The organism is Bradyrhizobium sp. CB82 (assembly GCF_029714405.1).
In the GTDB taxonomy this organism is placed as follows: Bacteria; Pseudomonadota; Alphaproteobacteria; order Rhizobiales; family Xanthobacteraceae; genus Bradyrhizobium.
Genome location: NZ_CP121650.1, coordinates 1,305,376 through 1,327,901 on the forward strand (window position 1 = coordinate 1,305,376; position 22,526 = coordinate 1,327,901).

The following is a 22,526-nucleotide window of genomic DNA, read 5'->3' on the forward strand; positions in this document are numbered from 1 at the left end:
TCAGTATGAGCGGGGCATGCCGAGCACGTGCTCGGCGATGAAGGACAGCACCAGATTGGTCGAGATCGGCGCCACCTGATAGAGCCGCGTCTCGCGGAATTTTCGCTCGACGTCGTATTCCTCGGCGAAGCCGAAGCCGCCATGGGTCTGGATGCAGGCGTTCGCCGCTTCCCAGGACGCATCCGCCGCCAGCATTTTCGCCATGTTGGCCTCCGCGCCGCAGTCGAGCCCGGCCTCGTATTTGCGCGTTGCCTCCTTCACCATCAATTCCGCCGCGCGCATCGAGGCGTAGGCCTTTGCGATCGGGAACTGGATGCCCTGGTTCTGGCCGATCGGCCGGCCGAACACGGCGCGGTCCTTGGCGTAAGTGGAGGCCTTGGCGATGAACCACTTCGCATCGCCCACGCACTCCGCGGCGATCAGGATGCGCTCGGCATTCATGCCGGACAGGATGTAGCGGAAACCCTTGCCTTCCTCGCCGATCAGGTTTTCCGCGGGCACCTTCATGTCCGTAAAAAACACTTCGGTGGTGGCGTGGTTCATCATGGTGCGGATCGGGCGGATCTCCAGGCCGTTGCCCCTGGCCTCGCGCATGTCGACGATGAAGACCGAGAGTCCGTCGGTGCGCTTCTTGGCCTTCTCCTTCGGCGTGGTGCGCGCAAGCAGGATCATCAGGTCGGAATGCTCGGCGCGGCTGGTCCAGATCTTCTGGCCGTTGACGACATAATGGTCGCCCTCGCGACGCGCAAACGTCTTGAGCGATGAGGTATCGGTGCCGCTGGTCGGCTCGGTGACGCCGAAGGCTTGCAGCCGCAACTCGCCGGTCGCGACCTTAGGCAGGTATTTCGCCTTCTGCGCGTCATTGCCGTGCCGGAGCACCGTGCCCATGGTGTACATCTGGGCGTGGCAGCCGCCGCCGTTGCAGCCGGCGCGCTGGATCTCCTCGAGGATCGCCGCCGCCGCCGACAGCTTCAGCCCTGCGCCGCCATATTCCTCGGGGATCAGCACCGAGAGGTAGCCGGCCTCGGTGAGCGCATCGACGAAGGCTTTTGGATAGGCCATCTCGCGATCGAGCTTGCGCCAGTATTCGCCGGGAAACTGCGCGCAGAGTTTTGCGACGGCTTCGCGAATATCAGCGTTATCGTCGGTGTGTTGGTCTTGTTGGGTCATGGCGTTTCCCGTTGGGTTCGTTCGAGAGGATAACGCAGGACGATCCTCCGGCGTTGTCTGGACAACGCCAACCCCCTATGCTCATTTGCTATAGCGTATGGAGTAGCGTTCAAAGATTGGCAAGTATGGATTTCCGTCAGCTCAGGACCTTCAGTTGCGTGGCCGAGCTCGGCAGCCTCTCCAAGGCGAGCGACACGCTGCGGGTCGCGCAGCCGGCGCTGAGCCGACAGATCAAGCTTCTGGAGCACGAACTGCGTACCGATTTGTTCACGCGCAATGGTCGCGGCATGGTGCTGACCGAGGCCGGCCGCGTGCTGCTCGCGCGCACCTCCGGTATCGTCCGCCAGATCGACCAGATCCGCGACGACATCCAGTCGGCGCAGGGCCCGCTCTCGGGCCACGTCGTGTTGGGCCTGGTTCCGACCGTGAGCTGCGTGCTGTCGGCGCGCTTCGCCCGCCGCTGCGTCGAGACCTATCCGGGCATCACGCTGCGTATCGTCGAGAGCTATAGCGGCCATCTTGTCGAATGGCTGCATCGCGGCGAGATGGACCTTGCGATCCTCTACGGCCGCTCGGCTGATCTGCACCTCACCGTGCAGAGCCTGGGGCGCGACAACATCGTCGCGGTCGGGCCGCGCGGCTGCGGGCTCGCCCGCAAGAAGAGCGTCGAGATCGGCTGGCTGTTGCGGCAGCGCCTGGTGCTGCCCAGTCATTCGCACGGGCTCAGGGCGCTGATCGAGCATGCGGCCGCACAGCGCAAGATCAAGCTCAACGTCCAGCTCGAGGCGGATTCGTTCCGCGTGCTGACGAGCCTCGTCGAGGAGGGCCTCGGCTTCGCCCTGCTGCCGCTCTCGTCGGTACACGGTGAGGTCGCCGAAGGGCGGCTGGAAACCGCTGTCGTCTCGAAGCCGATGACGCGCGAGCTCATTGTTGCCTCTCCGATCGACCGTCCGCCGTCGACGGCCACCGTTGCCGTCACCGCGCTCCTGCGCGAGGAAGTGGCAGCCTGCCGCAAGGACGGCGTGTGGGACATCAAGTTGAGCTGACCGTTCGCGCTCCCCGCGGGTGGGGAGCACGCCGATCGCTCCGTCCGAAATCTCATGAGGATTTAGAACGGAAGCGCGTGGTCCTCACTTCGCATCTTTTGCGACCTGTCATGCCGAGATTTTATAGCTGGGCCAGCGTCGCGCGTGCCGAGCGCTAGGGGCGACGCGCTTTGCCGCCTCATCATCCGCCGTCATCACCCGCGAAGGCGGGTGATCCAGTATTCCAGAGGCGGTGAAGAATACGGAAAGGCCGCAGCGTACTGGATGCCCCGCCTTCGCGGGGCATGGCAGCGGGGATTCTGCTAAGCGCTTGCCACTCCTCGCGCACGCTACCCCGGAATCCGCACCGGCAGCGTCTCGTAGCCCTTGATGAAGCTGGAGTAGATCCGTCGGGGCTCGCCGACCACCTCGATGCGGTCGAAACGCTTCAGCATCTCCTCCCAGACGATCCTGAGCTGGAGCTCTGCAAGCCGCATGCCCACGCAGCGGTGGATGCCGAAGCCGAAGGACAGATGCGTGCGCGGCCGAGGCCGGTCGATGATGAAGTCGTTCGGCTTCTCGAACATCTCCTCGTCGCGGTTGCCGGAGACGTACCACATGACGATGCGGTCGCCCTTCTTGATGTGCTTGCCGCCGATCTCGGTATCCTGAAGCGCGGTGCGCCGCATGTGCGCGAGCGGGGTCTGCCAGCGGATCACCTCCGGCACCATGGAATCGATCAGCGCCGGATTGTTCCGCACCTTGTCGTACTGCTCGGGGTTCTCGTTCAGCGCCAGCACCGAGCCGGTCATGGTGTTGCGCGTGGTGTCGTTGCCGCCGACGATGAGCAGGATGATGTTGCCCATGAGGTTGTCGGGGTCCATGTAGCGCGTGGCGTCGTTATGGGCCATCAGCGACAGCAGGTCGTTGCGCGGCGCGGAATTGACGCGCTCGTTCCAGAGCTTCGACATGTAGGCGTAGCACTCGTCCATCTCCTTTCTCCGCTCCTCGGCGGATGCGACGATCCCGCTCTTGGGCAGAGCGGTTGAGACGTCCGACCAGCGCGTCAGCTTGCGCCGCTCCTCCCAGGGGAAATCGAACAGCGTCGCCAGCATCTGTGTCGTCAGCTCGATCGAGACGCGCTCGACGAAATTGAAGGTCTCGTTGCGCGGCATGTTGTCCAGCACCGTCTGCGAGCGCTGGCGGATCAGCTTTGCCAGCTCGTCGAGATGCGTCGGCGTGAACATCGGCGACACCGTCTTGCGCTGCGCCGAGTGCGTGGGCTGGTCCATCGCGATGAAGCTCGGCCAGTCGTAACCGGCCGGCACGTCGCGGATCGAGATGCCGCCGAGCGTCGAGTCGGAAGAGAAGATGCCGTGATTGGTGTCTACATGCATGATGTCGTTGTATTTCACGACCGACCAGTAGGGCTCGATCGGCGCGTTGGTGCAATAATGCACCGGCTCTTCCTTGCGCAGCCGTTCGAACCAGGGCCACAGCGTATCGTCCTGGAACAGCCGTGGCGCACCCGGATGGTAATCCTTCAACGGCGTCGCATAGGCCTCCTCGCGCGCCCGGCGCATGCGTTCGGCCTTGTCGGTCCTGACCGGAGTTTGGATGTTCATGGGGGCTTACTCCAGTTTTCGCGCTTCACGCCGCAATCCTGACCGGCAACGTCTCGTAACCCTTGACGAAACTCGAATATACCCGCTTGGGTTCGCCGACCACGTCGATATGATCGAAGCGCTTCAAAATCTCTTCCCAGATGATCTTCAATTGCAGCTCCGCGAGCCTGAGGCCCACGCAGCGGTGGATCCCGAAGCCGAAGGAGAGATGCGTGCGCGGCCGGGCGCGGTCAATGATGAATTCGTAGGGCTTCTCGATCGCCTCCTCGTCACGGTTGCCCGAGACGTACCACATCACGACCTTGTCACCCTTCTTGATTTGCTTGCCGCGAAACTCGAAATCGGCAAGCGCCGTGCGGCGCATATGGGCGAGCGGCGTCTGCCAGCGGATCACTTCAGGGACGAAACTGTCGAGCAGCGCGGGATTTTCGCGCAGCTTGCGGTACTGCTCCGGATGCTGGCTGAGCGCGTAGATCGAGCCCGACATGGTGTTGCGAGTGGTGTCGTTGCCGCCGACGATCAGCAGGATCAGGTTGCCAAGAAAATTCTTGGCGTCCATGTCGCGCGTGGCCGCGCCATGCGCCAGCATCGAGAGCAGATCGCTCTTCGGCGGCTGCGCGATGCGCTCCTTCCACAGCCGCGAAAAGTAAGTCGCGCATTCCAGGAGCTCGGCCTGCCGCTGGTCCTCGGTGGCGACGAGACCGCCGGAGCCGGGAATGGTGGTCGCGACATCCGACCAGCGCGTCAGCTTGCGGCGGTCTTCCCACGGGAAGTCGAAGAGCACCGCGAGCATCTGCGTGGTGAGCTCGATCGAGACGCGGTCGACCCAGTCGAACTGCTCACCGCGTGGCAGATCGTCCAGGCATTCGGCCGAGCGCTTGCGGATGTTGAGCGCGAGCTCGTCCAGATGGGTCGGCGTGAACATCGGCGCCACGGTCTTGCGCTGGGCTGCATGACGCGGCGGGTCCATGGCAATGAAGCTCTCGCGGCGGAGGTCGGGATCGATGTCGCGGATGGTGATGCCGCCGAGCGAAGCGGCGGAGGAGAACACCGAATGGTTGGTCTCGATCTCCATGATGTCGTTGTACCGGGTCACCGACCAGTACGGGCCGAACATCGAATCCTTGCAATAGTGTACGGGGTCTTCGCGGCGCAGGCGGTCGAAATAGGGCCAGAACGTATCGGTCCTGAACAGTTCGGGATGGCCAGGATCGAACTGCTCCAGCGGCAGCGACGCGGCCCGCTCATGCAAGCTTTCGCGCGTGACTGTGCTCTCGATGGTCCCATGCATGACCAGCTCTCCCTTGCGGCAACGCGCGTTTTTGTTGAATTCTGCGCTGCGGTATTTGTCCCGCAATTACAACCCGTTGCGTGCGTCGGGGCAAGGGCGAGTTTTGCCACATCCGAATTTGTGAGCGCGCAAGTCTGCTCGCGCGAGTTGATCTGGAGCACGCTGAGGAAACGGAAATTGCTGGAGAAATCGCCGCAACGGGGGCCCCGAGTCGAACCGGCTCGTGCCCGGGATCGACCAACCGTCGATAGTTTGCTCTAATCGGGTTCGCACTCAAAGGTTGATTTATGAATGACTTGCAGTGGGCTCCGATCGGCCCGCCCAGCCCGGTTTCGCCGCCGCCATTGCCGCCGGCGCAGATCGACTTCACCGGCGACCGCGGCGAGTTTCGCCGGATGGTCACCAGGGGCGCAGCGCTCGAGCTCGTCACCTTCGGCTTCTACCGCTTCTGGCTCGTTACCGACATTCGCCGGCATCTCTGGTCGAATACCTCGGTCGACGGCGATGCCGCCGAATATACCGGGCGGGGCAAGGAGCTCCTGATCGGCTTCCTGTTTGCGCTGGCGATCCTGGTGCCGATCTATCTCGGCTATTTCCTCGTCGGCATCGAGGCCGAACGCTGGCAGGGATTTGCCTCGACGCCGCTGTTCATCGCCTTCTACGCCTTCGGTCAGTTCGCGATCTTTCGCGCACGGCGCTATCGCCTCACGCGCACGGTGTGGCGCGGCGTGCGCTTCTGGATGGACGGATCGGGCTGGGCTTATTCGCTCCGCGCCATGCTCTGGGGCCTGCTCGTGTTCCTGACGCTCGGCCTTGCCTTGCCGTGGCGCGAGGCCTCGCTCGAACGCTACAAGATGCGGCATTCCCATTACGGCGACCTTTCCGGCGATTTCGAAGCGACCGGCTGGGAGTTCTTCAAGCGCGGTTGGTGGCTGTGGCTGCTGACGCCACTGGCGATTGTCGTCCCGCTGCTCGCACCTTTCTTCTATGCCGAGTTCAAGGCGCGTGAATGGCGCTGGTGGCTGGCGGGCATCCGCATCGGTGGCGTGAGCCTCTCCTCGAAGCTGCCGCATGACGCGTTCTACGGCCTCTACTGGAAAGTGGTCGGCTGGTCCCTGCTGCTGTTCACGCTGCTTGGATCCTGGATCGCCGGATGCACCGCGCTCGTCATGAGGCTCACGGACAAGTCGATCGAGCAGCTGTTCGGGCCCAAGGCAGGCACGAGCATTCCGCTGCTCGTGTTGATGGCGGTCGGCTATCTTGCCACGGCGCTTGCATTCAACGTCGTGATGCGCGTCTATCTCCAGCGGGACCTCTGGGTGAAAGTGCTCGAGACGACGCATGTGCATGACATCGAGGCGGCTGCGAACGTCAAGGCCAGTGGCGAACTCGCCAGCGCGCTGGGCGAGGGCTTTGCCGACGGGCTGGACGTTGCGGGCTTCTAGGTCGTGAGCGAATTGTCCGGACAGCTCGAGGTTGCGCACGAAGCCGGTTCGCCGGCCGTCTATTTCGACGGCATCTCGAGCCGCCGCCGCAAGGTTACGCTCGGGCTCGACGACCAGCTCGAAATCCGTGAACAGGGCGAAGCGCCGACGCGCTGGGCCTATGCCGACATCCGCCGCGCCGACAGTCCGCCCGGCGTTTTGCGCCTGTCCTGCACCACGGCGCCGCCTCTGGCGCGGCTCGAGTTGCGCGACGCGGCCCTTAGCCGCGCGATCACCGCGCGTTGCCTGCGGCTCGACGAGCACCGGGCGAGCCGCCGCGGCGTCGCAAAGATCGTCGGCTGGTCGCTGGCTGCGGCGGTGTCCATCGTCACGGTCATCCTGTTCGGTGTGCCGCTCGCGGCCGACCGGCTTGCACCGTTGGTGCCGGAGCCGCTGGAGCGGCGGATCGGCGATGCCGCCGAGGTGCAGGTCAAGGCGGTGTTCGGTGGCCGCCTCTGCGACGAGCCGGCGGGGCAGGTGGCGTTCACAAAACTCATGAAGCGCCTGCGCGACGCAGCCGGCCTCGATGACGCCGTGAAGTCGGCGGTGCTGCCGACCGCGGTGCCCAATGCCTTCGCACTGCCCGGCGGAAAGGTCTATCTGCTCAGCGGACTGCTCAACAAGGCCGACAATGTCGACGAGATCGCCGGCGTGCTCGCGCACGAGCTCGGTCACCTCAAGCATCACGACAACATGCGCGGCCTCATCTACAACGGCGGCACCTCGTTCCTGATCGGGCTGCTGTTCGGCGACGTCACCGGCTCGAGCGCCGTGATCTTCGCCTCGCGCAGCGTGGTCGAAGCCTCCTATTCGCGCGAGGCCGAGACGGCGGCCGACAGCTTCGCGATCGACGTGATGCACGCGCTTGGCCGCTCGCCAAAACCCGCGGCCAAATTGATGTTCCGCATCACGGGCAAGGAAGGCGGCAGCGGCTTTACGATCCTCGCCAGTCATCCGCTGACCGAAGATCGCCTCGCCCGCATGAGCAAAGAGGACCGCCCCGCCAGCGGCGAGCCGCTGCTGACCGCGGAGGAGTGGGTGGCGCTGAAGGGTATTTGCGGCGGCGGGAAGGTCTAACAGCGTCGCTATCGCCCTGCGTGCAAGAAACTCCCGACACAATTCTATCGCCGTTCACTGATCAGCTTCGCCGCGTAAATGAAGGGGGCCGCCGTGGGACTCATCGCGTTGGCGAGGGCGGAGCACGGTAGCGCGCAAGGACAGGGTAGCTTCGCGGGAGCCATCGCTCAGGCCGATCCTTGCGGCCTAATAGTCGCGACCTTGCTGCCGCGAACTGCGTCCTGGCGATCCCTGCCAATACGGGTTCTCCTGGCACATGGCCGCAAGTCCCGAGGCCGTCGCCCGGCACTGCGCTATCGAAACATAGCTGCAATCGATGACGGTGAGGCCGCGCGCATGCCATGACTGCAGGCACACCGGGTAGCGCGGGTCGTAGCGTTGCGCCGCGGCTGGGGCAATCGCCAGCATCGTAGCGCCCGTCAGGATCAGCAAATGAAGCATGCGCACGTCGCGATTCTTTCCAAATTTCGGGCCGCCCAATGTCGTGCCTACTGGATCGTCGCGTTCACCGTGGTGACGGACCTTCCTGAGCCATACGGACCTTCTCCCGCACCATAGATGGCAAAGCTATCGCTGCCTTTATAGCCACGTGGGGCCGTGTAGGCGAACGTCGTTACGTTGATCTGCCTCAGGTTCCGCGCTCGGGTTTGTGCCGCTAGACTATACATGTTCGCGCCGCGTCCCGACATTGCGGTCGGCGAGATGCTGCGCGTTCTGAGACCCGGCGGAACGATCGCCTTCTCGACCTGGCCGCCGCATCTCTACACCGGACGGATGTTCGCGCTCGTCGCGCGTCATGTGCCGCCGCCGAAGGGCGTGGCCTCGCCGGTGCTGTGGGGCGATCCCAAGGTCGTCGCCGAGCGCCTCGCCGGCAAGGTCACGGGGGTCTCGCCTTCGAGATGGACATGATGACGCCGTCTGGGCTGAGCCCGCAGCATTTCCGCCGCCTGATGGAGGCAACCGCCGGCCCGGTGACCCGACTCGTTCAGCAATACAAGGACGCCCCCGACAAGCTGAGCAGTTTCCGCAGCGAGTTCGAAGGATTGATCGGGGAGTATTTTGACCCGAGCAACAACAGCATGCGGCAGCAGTTTCTGATGACGAAGGCGCAGAAGGTTTGAGATCTCGGCCACCGGCAGCTTGCGGCCACGATTGCAGATGCGATGCCTTCTCCCCTTGTGTGCACGCCTTGGCTCGCAAGGGGAGAGGGAGCAGCGACCTCCCTGCGCCGGTCACTCCGCCAGATTATTCACCTGCTTCACCCAGGCCCGCACGTCGGCGAGCACCTCGGGCAGCACGCTGCGGACCTCCAGTACCGTCATGCCTGCCTTGATGCGCGGATCATAGAGCAGATTGAGGATGTACTGATCATAGACGTCGAAAAACCCCATCGACACATTGTCGTTGAACATGGTCCATGGCACGCTCGCGGTGTCGTTGATGGGCCCGAGTGATTGCAAGAGTTCCTCATAGGCGCAGTCCAGAAAGACGAAGTCGCCATTGTCGACCGTCAGGATGACGTCGGAATGCTCGATTTCGAACTTCTCGTTCTTGCGGAAGCCGGAGAGACATTGCGGATCGAGCGAGGAGCGGATGTCGCGCGCCTTCTCCGCGCCATAGAAGGTCGAGATGGTGCGATAGAGGTCGCGGTCGCGCACCAGCTTGACGCGGACATTGGCGGCTTCCGCATCGTCGGTCATGGCGATGTCGAGATGCTGCACGCGCCTGGCAATATCGGCGACGACCTTGGCGAGCTGCGCCTTGCGGTCGGCGCGGCCATCGCTCTCGGCGAAGACGCGCACCGGCGCATCGAATTTGCGGATGCGGTCGACGCGGCCGGCGAGGTGATATTCGGCGCCGAACGAGGTCTTGAGGAAACCGTCGACGATCTCGCTGTCGGTGAATATCTTCTTCTCGCTGCGCTGGCGCGAGACGATCGCCGGCAGCTCGCCCCCTGCGCCTGCGTTCGCGCCGACGTCGACGGCGCAGCCGAGCAAGGCAAGCAGGATGGCGCGCGAGAGATGCGAAAGCGGGCGCGATGCGATCATTGTCAGCCGACGCTGCCGCAATCCGTCCTTGCGCACAAGACCATCTTGGAGGGAGCCCGTCGGGTTCCCTCGGCCGCGCATGCGCTAGTTGTTCAGGACGACGACGGTGGTGCCGACCGAAACGCGGCCATAGAGGTCGGTCACGTCGTCATTGGTCATGCGGAAGCAGCCGGAGGAGACCGCCTGTCCGATCGTCTCCGGCTCATTGGAGCCGTGAATGCGGTAGAGCGTCGAGCCCAGATACATGGCGCGGGCGCCGAGCGGGTTCTCGATACCGCCGCGCATGTGGCGCGGCAGGTCCGGCCGGCGGGCCAGCATCTGCGAAGGCGGCGTCCAGTCCGGCCACTCCTTCTTGGCGCTGATGCGATGCACGCCGCCCCAGCGAAAACCGTCGCGACCAACCCCGATGCCGTAGCGCAGCGCCTGGCCGCCTCCCAGCACCAGGTAAAGCCGCCGCTCGCCCGTGTTTATCACGATCGTTCCGGGGGCGTAATTGGTGGGATACATGACGGTGCTGCGGGGGATCGGGCTCGCCCCGCCGCCGAGATAGCCGGTGGAGCTGGTGCCGGTGAAGTCGAACATCCCCGCCGCGGACGCGCCGCCTGCGCCGATGGTCAGGATCGCGATTGCGGCAATCGGTGCGGCAAAAAACCGGTTCATTCTTTCTTTCCCCCCGCAAAAAAATCGATTCAATGGACGACCACAGGCCATATTTGACGGCGTTTCGCAAGCCACGGCAGCGTGAGCAGGCGCAATCCTTAACGATTGCCAAATGCGGAAAGCGCGCAGGATCGCAAGGCCGTATGAGCCAGGAAGCCTCGTCGTCGTCGCGTCCGGCAGGGCAGCAATGTCTGCTATTGCTTTGACGAAAGCGGCGAACAATGGTTGATCGATGGGGATCCGAAGCAAAGAGGCCGCGGGAGAGAACGATGAACGGTGCGGAAAGTCTGGTGCGGACGCTGGTCAAGGGCGGGGTCGACATCTGCTTCACCAATCCCGGGACGTCCGAGATGCACTTTGTTGCGGCGCTCGACCGCGTTCCCGGCATGCGCTGCGTGCTCGGCCTGTTCGAGGGCGTGGTGACGGGCGCGGCCGACGGCTATTACCGCATGAAGGGCACGCCCGCCTCGACGCTGCTGCACCTCGGCCCCGGCCTCGCCAACGGTCTTGCGAACTTGCACAACGCCAAGAAGGCGCATTCCGGCATCGTCAACATCGTCGGCCAGCACGCCGGCTACCACATCGGCTACAATGCGCCGCTCACCTCCGACATCGAGGGCCTGGCGCGGCCGATGTCGTCCTGGGTGCGGACGTCGCCGGATGCCAGGTCGGTCGCCGCCGATGGCGCCGCCGCAATCGCGGCCGCCAAGAGCTCGCCGGCGCAGATCGCGACCCTGATCCTGCCGGCCGACACCGCCTGGAACGAGGCCGACGGCCTCGCCGAGGTGCCGGCCGAGAAGCAGCGCCCGTCCTATTCGCCGCAGGCGGTCGAGCATGCTGCCAAGATCCTGCGCAATGACGGCAGCCGCACGCTGCTGTTGATGGTCGGCAGTGCGCTGAGCGAGCAGGGCCTCGCGCTGGCGCAGCGCATCGCCGGCAAGACCGGATGCCAGGTGATGGGCCCGACTTTCCGCCCGCGCATGGCGCGCGGCCGCGGCCGCTTCTCGATCGACCGCATTCCCTATGTGATCGACCAGGCGCTGCCGCTGCTGAAGGATTTCCGTCACATCATCCTGGTCGAGGCCAACGATCCCGTCGCGTTCTTCGCCTATCCGAACAAGCCGAGCCTTTTGAAGCCCGAGGGCTGCGAGGTTCATCGCATGACCGACTGGGGCGAGAACTCGGTCGCGGCGCTCGAAGCGCTCGCCGGCGCGCTGCATGCGACCTCGCACGACGTCAAGCCGCAAAAGCTCCAGGAACTGCTCAAGCCGACCGGCGCGCTCAATTTCACGACCATCGCGCAGGCGATTGCCTATGCGATCCCCGAGAATGCGATCCTCATCGATGAATCGCTCACCACCGGGCGTGGCTTCTTCCCGCCGACCGCGGCTGCGGCACCGCACGACTGGATCCAGAACATGGGCGGCTCGATCGGCTTTTCGACGCCGCTCTCGATCGGTGCTGCGATCGCCTGTCCTGATCGTAAAGTCATGTGCATGGTGGGCGACGGCAGCGCGATGTACACGATCCAGTCGCTGTGGACGCAGGCGCGCGAAGGCCTCGACATCGTCACCATCGTGTTCGCCAACCGCATCTACCAGATCCTGCGCGGTGAATTCGACGGCGTCGGCGCCGGCGAGCCCGGTCAGCGCGCGACCGACATGCTCAGGCTCGATCGCCCGACCCTCGACTTCGTGGCGCTGGCGAAGGGCATGGGCGTGCCGGGCCGCGCTGTCACCAACGCCGACGAGCTCAACAAGGCGCTTGCGGAAGCTGTCGCCGAGCCGGGGCCGCGGCTGATCGAAGTCGTGATGTGAGGCAAACTCCGATTGGCTTCTACTGCGTCACACGTATTCCCCTCCTCATCCTGAGGAGCCCGCGAGAAGCGGGCGTCTCGAAGGATGGCCGCGGGAGAGAGTCGGGCCTTCATGGTTCGAGACGCGTTTCGCGCTCCTCGCCAAGAGGGTCGGGTGATACAAGGTGAGAGCGTCGAGGGGCACGATGCAGACCGAGCTGAACAAGGTGATCGCGGCGCTCCGCGAATTTTACGCCCACGAACAATTCCTGTTCGAGAAGGATGTCGGCGAGCGCGCGCTCACCCACCGCTTCGCCGTCTGGCTGGAGAAGCAATTTTCCGGCTGGGCGGTCGATTGCAACTACGACCGGCTTGGCGAGCGCACGCTGCACCTGCCGCGCGGCACGATCATCTCAACCGACGATCATTTGGGAAAATCGATCTATCCTGATGTGGTGGTGCATCAGCGCGAGATCCCGAACAACCTGCTGGCCGTCGAAATCCGCAATGCGAGCAATCACACCGCGATCGAGCACGATCGGCAGAAGCTGAAGGCGCTCACCGATCCCAATATCTGGTTCGCTTACGGGATCGGCGTCCTGCTCGTGCTTGCCAGAACGAGCGTCGCGACGGTGGAAGTCTATGCCGGCGGCGTGCTCGACCCGACGCAGACCGCCTGGTTCACGGAACGGCTGAAGGAGACGAGCTTGGATGCGCCGCCCTAGAGCGGGATAAGTTTTGGTTGAATCGGTGCGATGCCGAGGATTCACCTCTCCCGGGTGAGGGGTTACAGTCTCAGTAAGTGCTGCGGCCCGGATTGCTTCGCAATCCGACCTCTTCCCGCTGGGGAGAGGTGTCCCCATGCGACTGATCGTACTTAATCTCATCACGCTTTAGAGAGCGGAATGGCTTTAGGTTGAATCGATTGGGCCGCGAGTTCGCTCAACCTCTCCCGCTCGCGCCCTGCAAGCGGGGAGGGAGCGCACCTCCTTCGTGGCAACAATCAAGCCGATCTCACCGCGCACTCGGCGTGCCGTCATGTGACCTCGGCCACAGTCGCGCCCGCCTTTCGGCCTATGGTCGCTGACTTGCGCACGCCCATCGCGCGGGATTAGCTTTTATCATTGGGATCAGGAACTTTGGAGGTTCTGATGCAAAGGTCATATTTGCTCGCTGCGAGTGCCGCATTCGCGCTCATGTTGCCGACGCCGATCGCGCTCGCTCAGGGCACCGACGGCACTGCCCAACCTCCTGCGGCAACCACGTCTCAAGCCACGGCTCCAGCGCCAGCCGCAACCACGACCCCATCAACGGATACGAAGAAGATCACCGAGAAGAAGCCGGCCAAGAAGAAGCAGATGACGCGGCGGCAGGAGATCGAACATTCGATCGACACCGGCACGGTTCCCTCGCGCTACCGCAGCTCGGTGCCGAAGGAGTATCAGCGATACATTCCGTTCGATAAGAAGTAGCGCATGTTCACGGGCGGCCCGACGTGACCACATTGCGCCGCCTCTCAATATCGACGAGGTCCTGGATTGAGCGTTGCCTTTACCAAAGAAGAGAGTGCCGAAACCGCGTCCGAGACGCTGTTGCCGGATCGCCCGATTTCGCCGCATCCCAACCTGGTGACACAATCGGGATTGCAGGCTTTGGAGTTGCAGCTTCGGCGGGCGCGCGAGGCCTATGAGGCCGCGCAGCAGATCGACGATGTCAACGAAAAGCGCCGGCAGTCGGCCGTGCCCTTGCGCGACGTCCGCTACCTCGTCGAAAGGCTGCGCACGGCCCAACTGATCCGCAATCCGGCGTCGACCGATACGGTCGCCTTTGGCAGCACGGTGACGTTCAGCCGGACCGATGGTCGCGTGCAGACCTATCGCATCGTCGGGGAGGATGAAGCCGATCCGAAGGCCGGGTCGATCTCGTTCGTATCTCCGGTTGCGAGGTCCTTGATCGGGAGGGCGGTCGGGGACGTCGTCGGTGCGGGCAATCAGGAGATCGAGATTCTGTCGATCACGTAGTGGCGCGCTCATCGTGCGCCAGATGAGAATATCTCGTCGGATCGGGGCGCGGGTCGTCGTCCAAGCGGACCGAAGCGGTGATAATCGATCATCGCATCGTCCGGGCCGGTGATGCCGCGACCGCCCTCGATCCGTTGGGCGCGAACGGTCTTGCCACCGCGCTATGGAGCGGCATCCAGGCTGCTGAGAGTGCGAGGGGCCTCTTGGCGCAGGATTACACTGCAGGCCGGCAATATGAACGACAGTTCTTGGAGGGGATTGCGTCCTATCTTGTCACGCAACGCGCAATTTACGCCTCCGAACGTCGCTTTGCCGACGCGCCATTCTGGCGGCAGCGCAACGGCACGTCGCTCGAGAGGGTCTAATCCCGCACATTCGAGGCATGCGCAAGGGTGTTCAGTTGCTCGGCCACGACCTCCAGCCGTATTCCTGATGTGGAATCGTTGCCGTGATATCGGCATCTCTGCTGGTCGAAAGGCGCCAAGCTGCCACCCCGAAGCACAAGGTCAGGGTGAGGGCTATGGCAAGCAGAAGCATGGAGACGAAATGGCTCACGCTGCGCACCCCACAATTTGAAACCGCGAGGAGAGAGCGAGCACGGGCTGCCGATTCGGAAAATGCAGACACGCTGACCTAGCGCAGATTTTCCCCAGGTCGCGAGGGCGAGCACAACCGGGCGCCGGTGTGGCCTAGCTATCGGTCATTGGCTGACTGCTCCGAGGAGGGCTCCCTTCGCCGCGGAAAGAGCATACCGAGAGTCCCAATTATCACCAGAAGCATGCCGGCGATCATCAGCCAATGAGGAAGCTGAAGCTGCATCGCTTTGTCGAGCATCCTAAGGCCTCACTGAAATTGCTGGCCCGAGCATGATCCGGACTAGAAGGGCCGCGTTAGCGCAAAGTGTGGAGCGGTTTTCCCTCGCGACAAACGCGGAACGCGTTTGCGCGGAGATCAGGCCCAAACAACAACCTAAAGCCCGATGACGATTTATCCTAGTCTTATCGCACTTGAGGGTCGACGGCGCTTATGAGACCGATCAAGATGTGGTCTAGCGCAACGACAGTCCACAGGGTGGGTGAGGTGGAGGACAGGCCGGCGACAAAGATCCAGATACCGCCTCCCATGAGGAGAGCCGAGATGGCGTAAGTGGCCGCTCTGTCCATTGGTCGACCCCCAAGCAAATCAGGATCGATTGCGTCTGTAGTGACTCGCGGCGGACCAAAACGTTCCTATGCCAGAGCGGACGGTCGGGGATGATTTCGGTGGCAAATCAGCGGTTGATTCGGTGATGCGCAATTCGCCGAGTTCGCGCACAATTCGTCATTGGCCAAAGATGTCGAGGTTCGGGGGTGGCAACGGCAAACGGCCGGTGCCGCTCCTATGTCAGGAATCGAACAGTCAGACGTCCGTGGTTAGGCTAGCCTTTGCTTTGGGAGACATGATTCGGAGAATGCGACATTGGCAATGGGCAAAGTGAAGTGGTTCAACACAACCAAAGGCTATGGCTTCATTCAGCCTGATGACGGCGGCCCAGATGTCTTCGTCCACATCAGTGCCGTCGAGAAAGCCGGCTATGCGGGCTTGGCCGAGGGCGCGCGGATCAGCTACGAGCTGAGGGCTGGGCGCTCCGGCAAAATGTCCGCGGAAAGTCTGCGGATCGGGTGACGGGGCGCCGCCGCTGGCTGCAGCGAGCGATTACGCGGCGACGTCGAACGACGCAATGAGGGCGCGCATATCATTTGCCAGACCGCGATAATGCTCGCCCATCCGCAGGTATAGCTCGCGATTGCCTCCATCCGCTCGCTTGGCGATCAGCTCGCATTCGGTAGCAAGGCTTTCAAAACGTTCCAGCTTGGCTTGGAAACCGGTCATTGGATGCCCCGAACTCATTACTAAAAATGGGACGAGGACCGTAATCGCTCGATTAGGTCAGAGCGAACATTGTTATATCATATAAACATATTTATTCGGTTTCTTGCGGCCCGCCCAAAGTCGGGAGCATCAACATTTAGAGATGACGGGATATTTTGCGAGGATGCCACTCCCTCTCGATCCACCAATCGACCTTGTGGCGCCTCGTGAACGGCGGGATGCCTCATCACGCGGTTGGTCCAAATGCCGGCCATAGCGCGGACGATTATACAATCTGCCACCGGAGCGCTCTAGTCAGAATGACCACTTGTCTTGTGCGGACCACTCAAGCTTCGCATCACGTGTTCGGCTTGCTCCATCGTCAGATTGGCCGCCAGATCGGTTCCGATTTGTGCCGGTCCCTTACGTTCTCGATCGTAAACCATCCAACCCTTGCCTCCCTTCCGGATCAAAAATCGGACATCTGAAGATGCATTGTCGCTCAAGAATTGGTTCCCCCTGATTACCTGCCTCAATTGGCAACCTTAGCTGGATCAATCCGGTGGCGTGCATTCGCTTATGTGAATCTTGGGTGGCCTCGAGCGCAACGCAGTTCTGCGAACTAGGCGATCGCATGGGAGCATTCGCAACAGCGCTCCATCGCCGGAAGGTTGCGGTTCTTGACCCTGATCCAGAACTTCTGGCGGTCCCAGCCGACGAGCTTGCCGAAGGGCTCACTTACTAGCTGACAATCTCTTTGACCCTGATGCCGCGCAAGGTCTCGATGCAGTCGGCTACCAAATGCAGGAACTCGTGCCGCTTTATTGTCTTGACCTGACGAGATTCCATATTGATGAGAATGAATCTCGCCATCTCGTGGGCAACTTCGAACTGCGATTTGCCGGTGACGTCGATATCGAGTCTTTCAACCATTTCGCTCTCCACTTGTTGTAATTGGAGCGCAGTGCGTCCTATGGGGCGGCGGTCATAGCTCGCGCTCCATCGCTGGATGACTGCTGTTCTTCACGAATCGCGAATTAGCGGGCATCGAGCCATTCGCTTCTGATCTCGATCCTGAAGAGCGGGGTCTGATGCTGGTTGCTGACTTGAAGACGCCATGAGCCGCCCGGAGCGAGTCTTCCCTCGATGTCGCGTGACAGCCTCAGAGCAGCGCTCCAAGCGGCTCGGTCATCGCGTAGGTCCTCGCCGATCTCGTCCCGGTACGGCTGACCATTCTCGATGTCAAAATAATACCGCGGCATGGAGGGCTCGCCGCTCCCTTCATCCTTTGCCGGCGGGAGCACGCTCGGTCTCAGCCACCGACGCCTACTGCAGAGCCTTGGCCGGTGATGAGAGGTCAACGGTCGGTCATTAGGAACGTTCCGATGGTGGATGATGGCTGTGGAAGAGGCTGTTATGGTCGGCCTTACTTTGTAGGTCTTCGAGTGTGAGGACTTTCTCGGCACGGCGGGCCAATTCGTCATATTCCCGCGCTGCGTTGCGCAAGCTCGCTTCGGTTTGGCGATGCTCCGCATTGTCGGCCTTGGTCCGGAACTCCTCCGCCCGCATCCGCCAATACTTCGGTGAGTGCATACGCTCGATGCCCATGGCTTCCCCGCAATACTCTCGGCATTGTGGCTCAAGCCTAAAGACCGGTTCAGTTCAAAAGTGAACTTATCAACCCCATCGTCTGAATGGGTTGCTTGTTCCAGTTTGAAGTCGGTCGGGAGCGCAACCTGCGTCCTCATCACCAATAGATGCCGCGGGCCGGACGATGATGATGGAACACTACACCCAAAATGGGCGCTGATACGACGCTGGGGTAAGGCCAACTCAGCTTGCGGCCTCTGTCGCTGGAAGCCGGACAAAGGTCCCGCTGTTGTGCAGCTCCAGCCGCAAACTTGATCCCGGCACCGAACTCCGAGCCAGTGGCCTTGAGCGTGTAGAGGAACAGCGCGTCGATCTTCTCGATATGAACGCCTCGCTGTCTCGTCCGCGGAAGTAGTCGATCGCTCGGTTCGGCAACCATTCGTCCCTGAAGTGCCGACGAAGAGACGCGCGCCCGCGCCGCCGCGCAAACTGAGGAACTTCCCACCCTCGCTCCGCTTTCCTCCAAAATTGGGAGAGCGGCATCATGCCCTTGGATCGCAACATTGAGCTTCAGCGGCTCGCAGAGGCCGATGGTCGCATCGGCCACGCAGAACAAGCCATTGGTCGTCAGATGATGGAGGTAGAGCGGCTCCGCAAAGGGGGACATGATACGGCTCTAGCGGAGCTAACACTTAACAACTTCCAGCGCACTCTCGAAGAGATAAAAGAGCATCGAAACATCATCATCCGAACCATCGAGGAAATCGATGCTGGATTGGTGTAGAGGTTCATTGCTCCCTGATTTGAGCGGACCGCTTGGGAACCTAATTCAACCGTCTTGAGTTTTCAGCGCATGGCAGAAGTGCTGGACGAGCTGGACAAGCTTTTTGCACGTGCGAATCCGCCATTGCGGAGTCGCGGCAATTGATCGAGGCCAATCGGGCGTGGCAGGAAGACTCGAAGGCTCGGGCGCACCGGATGTATTTCCGAGCTACGTTTTACCCGAAGACCCTGAGGTTCTTTAGCCTCCAAGACCTTAAGGAGCCTGAACAGTCCCCCCGCGGTTTCCAAAAAAACTGACGGGCCCTAGTCTAGAGGCGTTCGGCGAGGTGAGCCATGCCCAGCCCATCAAGGCGCCGGCTTTGTCCTCTTTGCAAAACACCGATGACGCTCAAGCTGCCCGTCAGTGGCAACGGTCATTGGGAATGTCTCAACTGCTCTGCCGTTCCTCCCATCCAAGCAGCATTGATTGAAGAAATAGCGGCGCAGCTGAAACGCGCGCGCATCTCCGCCGATCTCACGCAGCAGCTTGTACGGCGGTCTTTCGAGCAGATTGCCAAGTCCCGAGAACTTTTAGCATCCGAGGTACCGAAGGTCTGTCATCCGGAACCACGCAAAAAGTAGGGGCGCCTCATGGACCCGCCTACTGCTCTAGCTCCTTCCGGATGGTCTGCACGTGAACGAGATACTTGGCATGAACCGCGCGATAGGTCGCCAGCAGTTCATGCGCCAACTCGGTGGCATGGCCGTCGCGGTCCAGTTCATCGATGATTTCGATCTGACGAGCAATACACCTGTCGCTCAGAGCAAGATGACGCTCTGCTTCGGCCAAATGCTGACGGATGAGCCGCAGGTCCATCGTGGCATTTTAGCGCGTTCTAGAGCGGTAGCCCATCTTACTGAATCGTTGGGGATTCCCAAATCAGCGGTTTCCTGATTCAAGCTGTTGGCCGGGACCGGAGGCCGGCGAGCATGGCGAAACCGTTGTCGATGGATCTTCGCGAACGTGTTCTTAGCTGTATTGAGAGCGGCGTTTCAGGCCGGCAGGCTGCTGAGCGATTTGGAGTGAGCCCGGCCAGCGTAAGCCGTTGGCGAACGCGCGAGCGGGAGCAAGGCGATGCTCTGCCAAAGGCTCAAGGCGGTGATCGCAAATCGCACCGGATCGATGCTCACCAGGCGGCGATCATAGCTTTGCTCGAGGCGTCGCCCGATATCACCATTGAGGAATTGCGGCACAGCTTGAGCAAACAAGGCCTATCCTTTGGCTATGGCACGATCCGCCGCTTCTTCGAACGTCACAAGATCACGCGCAAAAAAAGACTGCCCATGCCGCAGAGCAGAACCGTCCGGACGTTTTGAAGGACCGCGAGGCTTGGCGCGAGAGCCAGGACAAGCTCGACCGGGATCGCCTCGTCTTCATTGATGAGACTTGGGCATCGACCAACATGGCGCGAACACACGGCCGCTGCCGGCGCGGTGAACGCCTGCGGGCCAGCATTCCTCACGGTCACTGGAAAACGACAACCTGCGTAGCCGCCCTCACCACGAACGGCATCATCGCTCCATGGGTGCTCGATGGCCCCATCAACCGCGACGCCTTTGAGACCTATGTCGAAAAAGTGCTCGTCCCCGAGCTGCCGGAACACGCCATCGTCATCATGGACAACCTGTCCAGCCACAAAGGACCACGCATACGCAAGATGATCGAGGCGGCCGGCGCCACGCTCCTCTATCTCCCGCCCTACAGCCCCGACCTCAATCCGATTGAGAACGCCTTCGCCAAGCTCAAAGCACACTTGCGAAAGGCCGCCGAACGGACCATCGGCGGCCTTTGGGATGCGATCGGGCGCATCGTCGACACCTACACGCCCGCAGAGTCTAGGAACTACTTCGCCGCCGCCGGCTATTTGCAATCTGATCGGCTAACGCTCTAGTTTCTCGCGGGATAGTTTTTGGGCTAGACGAAACCAGCTGGACTGCAATTCGATTGCACGAGCCGACGCCGCACTTCGCGAGGCGCAGCCGGCTGCGCGCTGAGTTGGACCGCCAACGTGCCATCGCCGATGCCATTTGTAGGCACGCCCGCCGCTGCAATCTTTTCGAGGCGGGGCTGATCCCCGCCGTGGCGTAATTGTCTTTCGCTTCCCCGAGGCTTCCCTGGAAAGCGGTGTCAATTGACGCTTCGATAACCGATTGTTTTCGTGAAAAGAATGGTGGGCGCACAAGGGATCGAACCTTGGACCTCTCCCGTGTGAACCACAATTAGTAGACCCTGGCTGGCCACGCGCGGCCACAGTTCTGTCGAAATAATTCGTTTTATTGCAGTGGTTTATGGCCGTTTTGGCCTCAGTGAGCCATAGGCGGCCATACTGCATTTTGTGTGCCCCTGTTGTGCCCGCCCCAGATTTTCCCTTGGGGCACACAAATCGGGGAAGGTCTGTGCCCACTCTGTTCTTGGACGGGCCGTCCTTCCTCGCTGGTGTGCCCCGAGGCGAAAAAGCGAAGGAAAGTCAACCATCACTTTCCCCTCGCTTGGATGATCCGGGCGACTGCGGGCACACCGAGACAAGGAGCGCAGGGACTATGCCGGAGCCGACCAACCAGCTGACACTCACCGATGCGGTGATCCGCAACGCAACGCTGCCGCCGGGTAAGGCGCAGCATTATCTCCACGACGACAAGCTGCCCGGCCTCGCGTTGCGCATGCGCGCCACCGGCGGCCGGACCTGGGTCTACCTCTTCACCAAGCCGGGGGTGAGGGGGACCCAGCGCAAGACCCTCGGCGCGTGGCCCAAGTATAATGAGAAGGCCGCGCGCAAGGCCGCTACCATCGCCGCAGGCGAGGTCGTCAAGGGCTTGGACCCGAACGACGCGAAGCGCGAGGCGAGGCGGCAACAGGCAGCCGAGAAGCAGTGTACCACGCTCGCGACCCTGATTGTTGAAGATGGTCCCTACCAGACGTCCTTGACCGAACGTCAAGTCGTCAACTGGAAGCCAGCAATGTCGGCGCTGCGGCGCGGGCTCAAGGATCACGCCGAGAGCGGCGTGGGGGACCTGACGCGACGGCAGATCATGGCTGCGGTCGACAAGATTGCCAAGACCGGCAAGCGCGGTGCAGCAAAGGACTTGCGTAAGCATGTGCATACCTTGCTCGAATGGTGCGTCGGCGAGGGCTATGTCGAGCACAACGTGCTCGCCGGCTATCGCGCGCCCAAGGAAACCCGCGCGCAAAGGGTCGGACGTCGAACGAAGGGTCGCGCGCTGACCGATGAGGAAATCATCAAGGTCTGGGATGCGTCTGGCAAGCTCGGGACTTTCGGTCTCCTGGCACGCATGTGCCTGCTCGGCGGCCCGCGCCGCAGCGAGCCGACCATGATCGAGTGGCGAAAGCACATCATGGACGACAGGATTACCTTCGATGCGGCATGGACCAAGATGGGCCTGCACCACGATGTGCCGCGCACTCACCTGGTTGACGAGGTGCTCATGGCCGCGAAGCATTTCCAGCGGGCAACCTCCGACTATGTCTTTCCGTCACCAAAAACCGGCGGCCAGATGTCCGGCTTCACCAAGATGGTTAACCGCTTGGTCAAGGAAGCGAGCGTCGCCAAGTTCACCATGCATGACTTAAGGCGCAGCTTGCGCACCATCATGTCACGCTGTGGCTACGACAACGAAATCCAGCGCCTGTGTGTTGGACAAAAGCCAAGCGGAATCGATCAGGTCTACAATCACGACGAACAGTGGATCATCCGCAAGATGGCGTTCGAAGCGGCTCACGACTACATTGCGGAGTTGGTCGGCGCGAAGCGGGTCGGCAAAATCGTGCGCCTGCAGCGGACAAATCCGCTTGACCCGATCAAGGCCGAGCTCCTCGGGCGCCTCCGTGAGCATTATGCGGCTGAGGCGTCTTAGTGGTTTTGTCGCGCTGGGCCAGATAGTCACGTACCGCATCGACACGATAGAGTGGCCGGCCGTCGACATAGCGCCATTTCGGGCGGTTTGGATCGCGCCGCCACAACTCCAGCGCGCCGGGCGTGCGCCGGATGACCGCGGCCGCCTCTAACGCCCTCAAATTAGAGCTCCCCGGCAGCGTATCGATACACACC

The 22,526-nt window shown here is 62.1% G+C and carries 25 protein-coding genes; 14 read left to right on the plus strand and 11 right to left on the minus strand.

What is annotated here, in order from left to right; genetic code table 11:
• Complete coding sequence (locus QA640_RS06215) at positions 1-1,170, minus strand: acyl-CoA dehydrogenase family protein (protein ID WP_283039864.1); 1,170 nt, start codon at positions 1,168-1,170, stop codon at positions 1-3.
• A gap of 125 nt (positions 1,171-1,295) precedes the next feature.
• Here QA640_RS06215 and QA640_RS06220 point away from each other — a divergent pair, with 125 nt between their 5' ends.
• Positions 1,296-2,216, plus strand: coding sequence for a LysR substrate-binding domain-containing protein (locus QA640_RS06220; protein ID WP_283039865.1), 921 nt, complete (start codon positions 1,296-1,298; stop codon positions 2,214-2,216).
• A gap of 329 nt (positions 2,217-2,545) precedes the next feature.
• Here the strand turns inward: QA640_RS06220 and QA640_RS06225 are convergent, their stop codons facing one another.
• Positions 2,546-3,820, minus strand: coding sequence for a cytochrome P450 (locus tag QA640_RS06225; RefSeq protein ID WP_283039866.1), 1,275 nt, complete (start codon positions 3,818-3,820; stop codon positions 2,546-2,548).
• A 25-nt stretch (positions 3,821-3,845) separates the two neighbouring features.
• Entirely contained in the window at positions 3,846-5,111 is a 1,266-nt protein-coding gene (locus QA640_RS06230; RefSeq protein ID WP_283039867.1) for a cytochrome P450, read from the minus strand.
• Positions 5,112-5,398: 287 nt separating this feature from the next.
• Between QA640_RS06230 and QA640_RS06235 the strand changes: the two genes are divergently transcribed.
• Both QA640_RS06235 and QA640_RS06240 read left to right on the plus strand, forming a co-directional pair.
• Positions 5,399-6,556: a YjgN family protein gene (locus QA640_RS06235; protein WP_283039868.1), complete on the plus strand. Its 1,158-nt coding sequence runs from the start codon at positions 5,399-5,401 to the stop codon at positions 6,554-6,556.
• 3 nt (positions 6,557-6,559) lie between these two features.
• Entirely contained in the window at positions 6,560-7,672 is a 1,113-nt protein-coding gene (locus QA640_RS06240) for a M48 family metallopeptidase (protein ID WP_283039869.1), read from the plus strand.
• Positions 7,673-7,858: 186 nt separating this feature from the next.
• Here QA640_RS06240 and QA640_RS06245 read toward each other — a convergent pair whose 3' ends face one another.
• A complete protein-coding gene (locus QA640_RS06245; protein WP_283039870.1) occupies positions 7,859-8,113 on the minus strand; it encodes a DUF3551 domain-containing protein in 255 nt (84 codons plus the stop codon).
• A gap of 225 nt (positions 8,114-8,338) precedes the next feature.
• On the opposite strand from QA640_RS06245, the gene QA640_RS06250 reads away from it, so the two are divergent.
• Together QA640_RS06250 and QA640_RS06255 are read left to right on the plus strand one after the other, a co-directional pair.
• A complete protein-coding gene (locus tag QA640_RS06250) occupies positions 8,339-8,581 on the plus strand; it encodes a hypothetical protein (protein WP_283039871.1) in 243 nt (80 codons plus the stop codon).
• Positions 8,578-8,793, plus strand: a complete 216-nt coding sequence (locus QA640_RS06255; protein ID WP_283039872.1) for a hypothetical protein — start codon at positions 8,578-8,580, stop codon at positions 8,791-8,793. The genes QA640_RS06250 and QA640_RS06255 overlap by 4 nt, the downstream gene beginning before the upstream one ends.
• Positions 8,794-8,904: 111 nt before the next feature.
• Here the strand turns inward: QA640_RS06255 and QA640_RS06260 are convergent, their stop codons facing one another.
• Positions 8,905-9,720, minus strand: a complete 816-nt coding sequence (locus QA640_RS06260; RefSeq protein WP_283039873.1) for a DUF2927 domain-containing protein — start codon at positions 9,718-9,720, stop codon at positions 8,905-8,907.
• A gap of 84 nt (positions 9,721-9,804) precedes the next feature.
• Positions 9,805-10,380, minus strand: coding sequence for a L,D-transpeptidase (locus QA640_RS06265; protein ID WP_283039874.1), 576 nt, complete (start codon positions 10,378-10,380; stop codon positions 9,805-9,807).
• A gap of 269 nt (positions 10,381-10,649) precedes the next feature.
• On the opposite strand from QA640_RS06265, the gene QA640_RS06270 reads away from it, so the two are divergent.
• From QA640_RS06270 to QA640_RS06295, 6 genes are all read left to right on the plus strand, one after another.
• Entirely contained in the window at positions 10,650-12,197 is a 1,548-nt protein-coding gene (locus QA640_RS06270) for an acetolactate synthase large subunit (protein ID WP_283039875.1), read from the plus strand.
• A gap of 184 nt (positions 12,198-12,381) precedes the next feature.
• Entirely contained in the window at positions 12,382-12,900 is a 519-nt protein-coding gene (locus tag QA640_RS06275) for a hypothetical protein (RefSeq protein ID WP_283039876.1), read from the plus strand.
• Between the two features lie 426 nt (positions 12,901-13,326).
• Positions 13,327-13,647 carry a hypothetical protein gene (locus tag QA640_RS06280; RefSeq protein WP_283039877.1) on the plus strand — a complete coding sequence of 107 codons (321 nt, stop codon included), beginning with the start codon at positions 13,327-13,329 and terminating at the stop codon, positions 13,645-13,647.
• Between the two features lie 66 nt (positions 13,648-13,713).
• A complete protein-coding gene (gene greA, locus QA640_RS06285) occupies positions 13,714-14,196 on the plus strand; it encodes a transcription elongation factor GreA (RefSeq protein ID WP_283039878.1) in 483 nt (160 codons plus the stop codon).
• A gap of 77 nt (positions 14,197-14,273) precedes the next feature.
• Positions 14,274-14,561: a hypothetical protein gene (locus QA640_RS06290; RefSeq protein ID WP_283039879.1), complete on the plus strand. Its 288-nt coding sequence runs from the start codon at positions 14,274-14,276 to the stop codon at positions 14,559-14,561.
• A 1,093-nt stretch (positions 14,562-15,654) separates the two neighbouring features.
• Positions 15,655-15,861 (plus strand): cold-shock protein, encoded by a 207-nt coding sequence (locus tag QA640_RS06295; RefSeq protein WP_283039880.1) that lies wholly within the window; start codon positions 15,655-15,657, stop codon positions 15,859-15,861.
• A gap of 30 nt (positions 15,862-15,891) precedes the next feature.
• Here the strand turns inward: QA640_RS06295 and QA640_RS06300 are convergent, their stop codons facing one another.
• The 4 genes from QA640_RS06300 to QA640_RS06315 all read right to left on the minus strand — a co-directional run bounded on the left by QA640_RS06300 (position 15,892) and on the right by QA640_RS06315 (position 18,304).
• Positions 15,892-16,068 carry a hypothetical protein gene (locus QA640_RS06300; protein WP_283039881.1) on the minus strand — a complete coding sequence of 59 codons (177 nt, stop codon included), beginning with the start codon at positions 16,066-16,068 and terminating at the stop codon, positions 15,892-15,894.
• A gap of 720 nt (positions 16,069-16,788) precedes the next feature.
• Positions 16,789-16,980, minus strand: a complete 192-nt coding sequence (locus QA640_RS06305) for a hypothetical protein (RefSeq protein ID WP_283039882.1) — start codon at positions 16,978-16,980, stop codon at positions 16,789-16,791.
• 438 nt (positions 16,981-17,418) lie between these two features.
• The gene (locus QA640_RS06310) at positions 17,419-17,655 is read right to left on the minus strand and encodes a hypothetical protein (RefSeq protein WP_283039883.1); all 237 of its coding nucleotides are present in this window, start codon (positions 17,653-17,655) and stop codon (positions 17,419-17,421) included.
• Between the two features lie 139 nt (positions 17,656-17,794).
• On the minus strand, positions 17,795-18,304 hold the full coding sequence (locus QA640_RS06315; RefSeq protein ID WP_283039884.1) for a hypothetical protein: 510 nt from the start codon (positions 18,302-18,304) through the stop codon (positions 17,795-17,797).
• Between the two features lie 497 nt (positions 18,305-18,801).
• Here QA640_RS06315 and QA640_RS06320 point away from each other — a divergent pair, with 497 nt between their 5' ends.
• Entirely contained in the window at positions 18,802-19,041 is a 240-nt protein-coding gene (locus QA640_RS06320; protein WP_283039885.1) for a hypothetical protein, read from the plus strand.
• A 19-nt stretch (positions 19,042-19,060) separates the two neighbouring features.
• Here QA640_RS06320 and QA640_RS06325 read toward each other — a convergent pair whose 3' ends face one another.
• Positions 19,061-19,276, minus strand: a complete 216-nt coding sequence (locus QA640_RS06325; protein ID WP_283039886.1) for a hypothetical protein — start codon at positions 19,274-19,276, stop codon at positions 19,061-19,063.
• 113 nt (positions 19,277-19,389) lie between these two features.
• Between QA640_RS06325 and QA640_RS06330 the strand changes: the two genes are divergently transcribed.
• Positions 19,390-20,351 (plus strand): IS630 family transposase gene (locus QA640_RS06330; protein WP_283037252.1). Its coding sequence is split into 2 segments (ribosomal slippage): positions 19,390-19,726 and positions 19,726-20,351, totalling 963 coding nucleotides; the frame shifts between segments, so codons are not numbered across the junction.
• 649 nt (positions 20,352-21,000) lie between these two features.
• The gene (locus QA640_RS06335; protein WP_283039887.1) at positions 21,001-22,332 is read left to right on the plus strand and encodes an integrase arm-type DNA-binding domain-containing protein; all 1,332 of its coding nucleotides are present in this window, start codon (positions 21,001-21,003) and stop codon (positions 22,330-22,332) included.
• Positions 22,333-22,526 lie beyond the last annotated feature (194 nt).

What these genes read in the sequence shown, in the direction of transcription:
- QA640_RS06335 (WP_283039887.1), top strand. Translation starts at nt 21,001, where the DNA reads ATGCCGGAGCCGACCAACCAGCTGACACTCACCGATGCGGTGATCCGC.
- QA640_RS06230 (WP_283039867.1), bottom strand. Translation starts at nt 5,111, where the DNA reads ATGCATGGGACCATCGAGAGCACAGTCACGCGCGAAAGCTTGCATGAG.
- QA640_RS06235 (WP_283039868.1), top strand. Translation starts at nt 5,399, where the DNA reads ATGAATGACTTGCAGTGGGCTCCGATCGGCCCGCCCAGCCCGGTTTCG.
- QA640_RS06315 (WP_283039884.1), bottom strand. Translation starts at nt 18,304, where the DNA reads ATGTCCCCCTTTGCGGAGCCGCTCTACCTCCATCATCTGACGACCAAT.
- QA640_RS06225 (WP_283039866.1), bottom strand. Translation starts at nt 3,820, where the DNA reads ATGAACATCCAAACTCCGGTCAGGACCGACAAGGCCGAACGCATGCGC.
- QA640_RS06215 (WP_283039864.1), bottom strand. Translation starts at nt 1,170, where the DNA reads ATGACCCAACAAGACCAACACACCGACGATAACGCTGATATTCGCGAA.
- QA640_RS06310 (WP_283039883.1), bottom strand. Translation starts at nt 17,655, where the DNA reads ATGGGCATCGAGCGTATGCACTCACCGAAGTATTGGCGGATGCGGGCG.
- QA640_RS06270 (WP_283039875.1), top strand. Translation starts at nt 10,650, where the DNA reads ATGAACGGTGCGGAAAGTCTGGTGCGGACGCTGGTCAAGGGCGGGGTC.
- QA640_RS06325 (WP_283039886.1), bottom strand. Translation starts at nt 19,276, where the DNA reads ATGGACCTGCGGCTCATCCGTCAGCATTTGGCCGAAGCAGAGCGTCAT.
- QA640_RS06220 (WP_283039865.1), top strand. Translation starts at nt 1,296, where the DNA reads ATGGATTTCCGTCAGCTCAGGACCTTCAGTTGCGTGGCCGAGCTCGGC.
- QA640_RS06260 (WP_283039873.1), bottom strand. Translation starts at nt 9,720, where the DNA reads ATGATCGCATCGCGCCCGCTTTCGCATCTCTCGCGCGCCATCCTGCTT.
- QA640_RS06300 (WP_283039881.1), bottom strand. Translation starts at nt 16,068, where the DNA reads ATGACCGGTTTCCAAGCCAAGCTGGAACGTTTTGAAAGCCTTGCTACC.
- QA640_RS06265 (WP_283039874.1), bottom strand. Translation starts at nt 10,380, where the DNA reads ATGAACCGGTTTTTTGCCGCACCGATTGCCGCAATCGCGATCCTGACC.
- QA640_RS06250 (WP_283039871.1), top strand. Translation starts at nt 8,339, where the DNA reads ATGTTCGCGCCGCGTCCCGACATTGCGGTCGGCGAGATGCTGCGCGTT.
- QA640_RS06320 (WP_283039885.1), top strand. Translation starts at nt 18,802, where the DNA reads ATGACGCTCAAGCTGCCCGTCAGTGGCAACGGTCATTGGGAATGTCTC.
- QA640_RS06275 (WP_283039876.1), top strand. Translation starts at nt 12,382, where the DNA reads ATGCAGACCGAGCTGAACAAGGTGATCGCGGCGCTCCGCGAATTTTAC.
- QA640_RS06305 (WP_283039882.1), bottom strand. Translation starts at nt 16,980, where the DNA reads ATGGTTGAAAGACTCGATATCGACGTCACCGGCAAATCGCAGTTCGAA.
- QA640_RS06255 (WP_283039872.1), top strand. Translation starts at nt 8,578, where the DNA reads ATGATGACGCCGTCTGGGCTGAGCCCGCAGCATTTCCGCCGCCTGATG.
- QA640_RS06280 (WP_283039877.1), top strand. Translation starts at nt 13,327, where the DNA reads ATGCAAAGGTCATATTTGCTCGCTGCGAGTGCCGCATTCGCGCTCATG.
- QA640_RS06245 (WP_283039870.1), bottom strand. Translation starts at nt 8,113, where the DNA reads ATGCTTCATTTGCTGATCCTGACGGGCGCTACGATGCTGGCGATTGCC.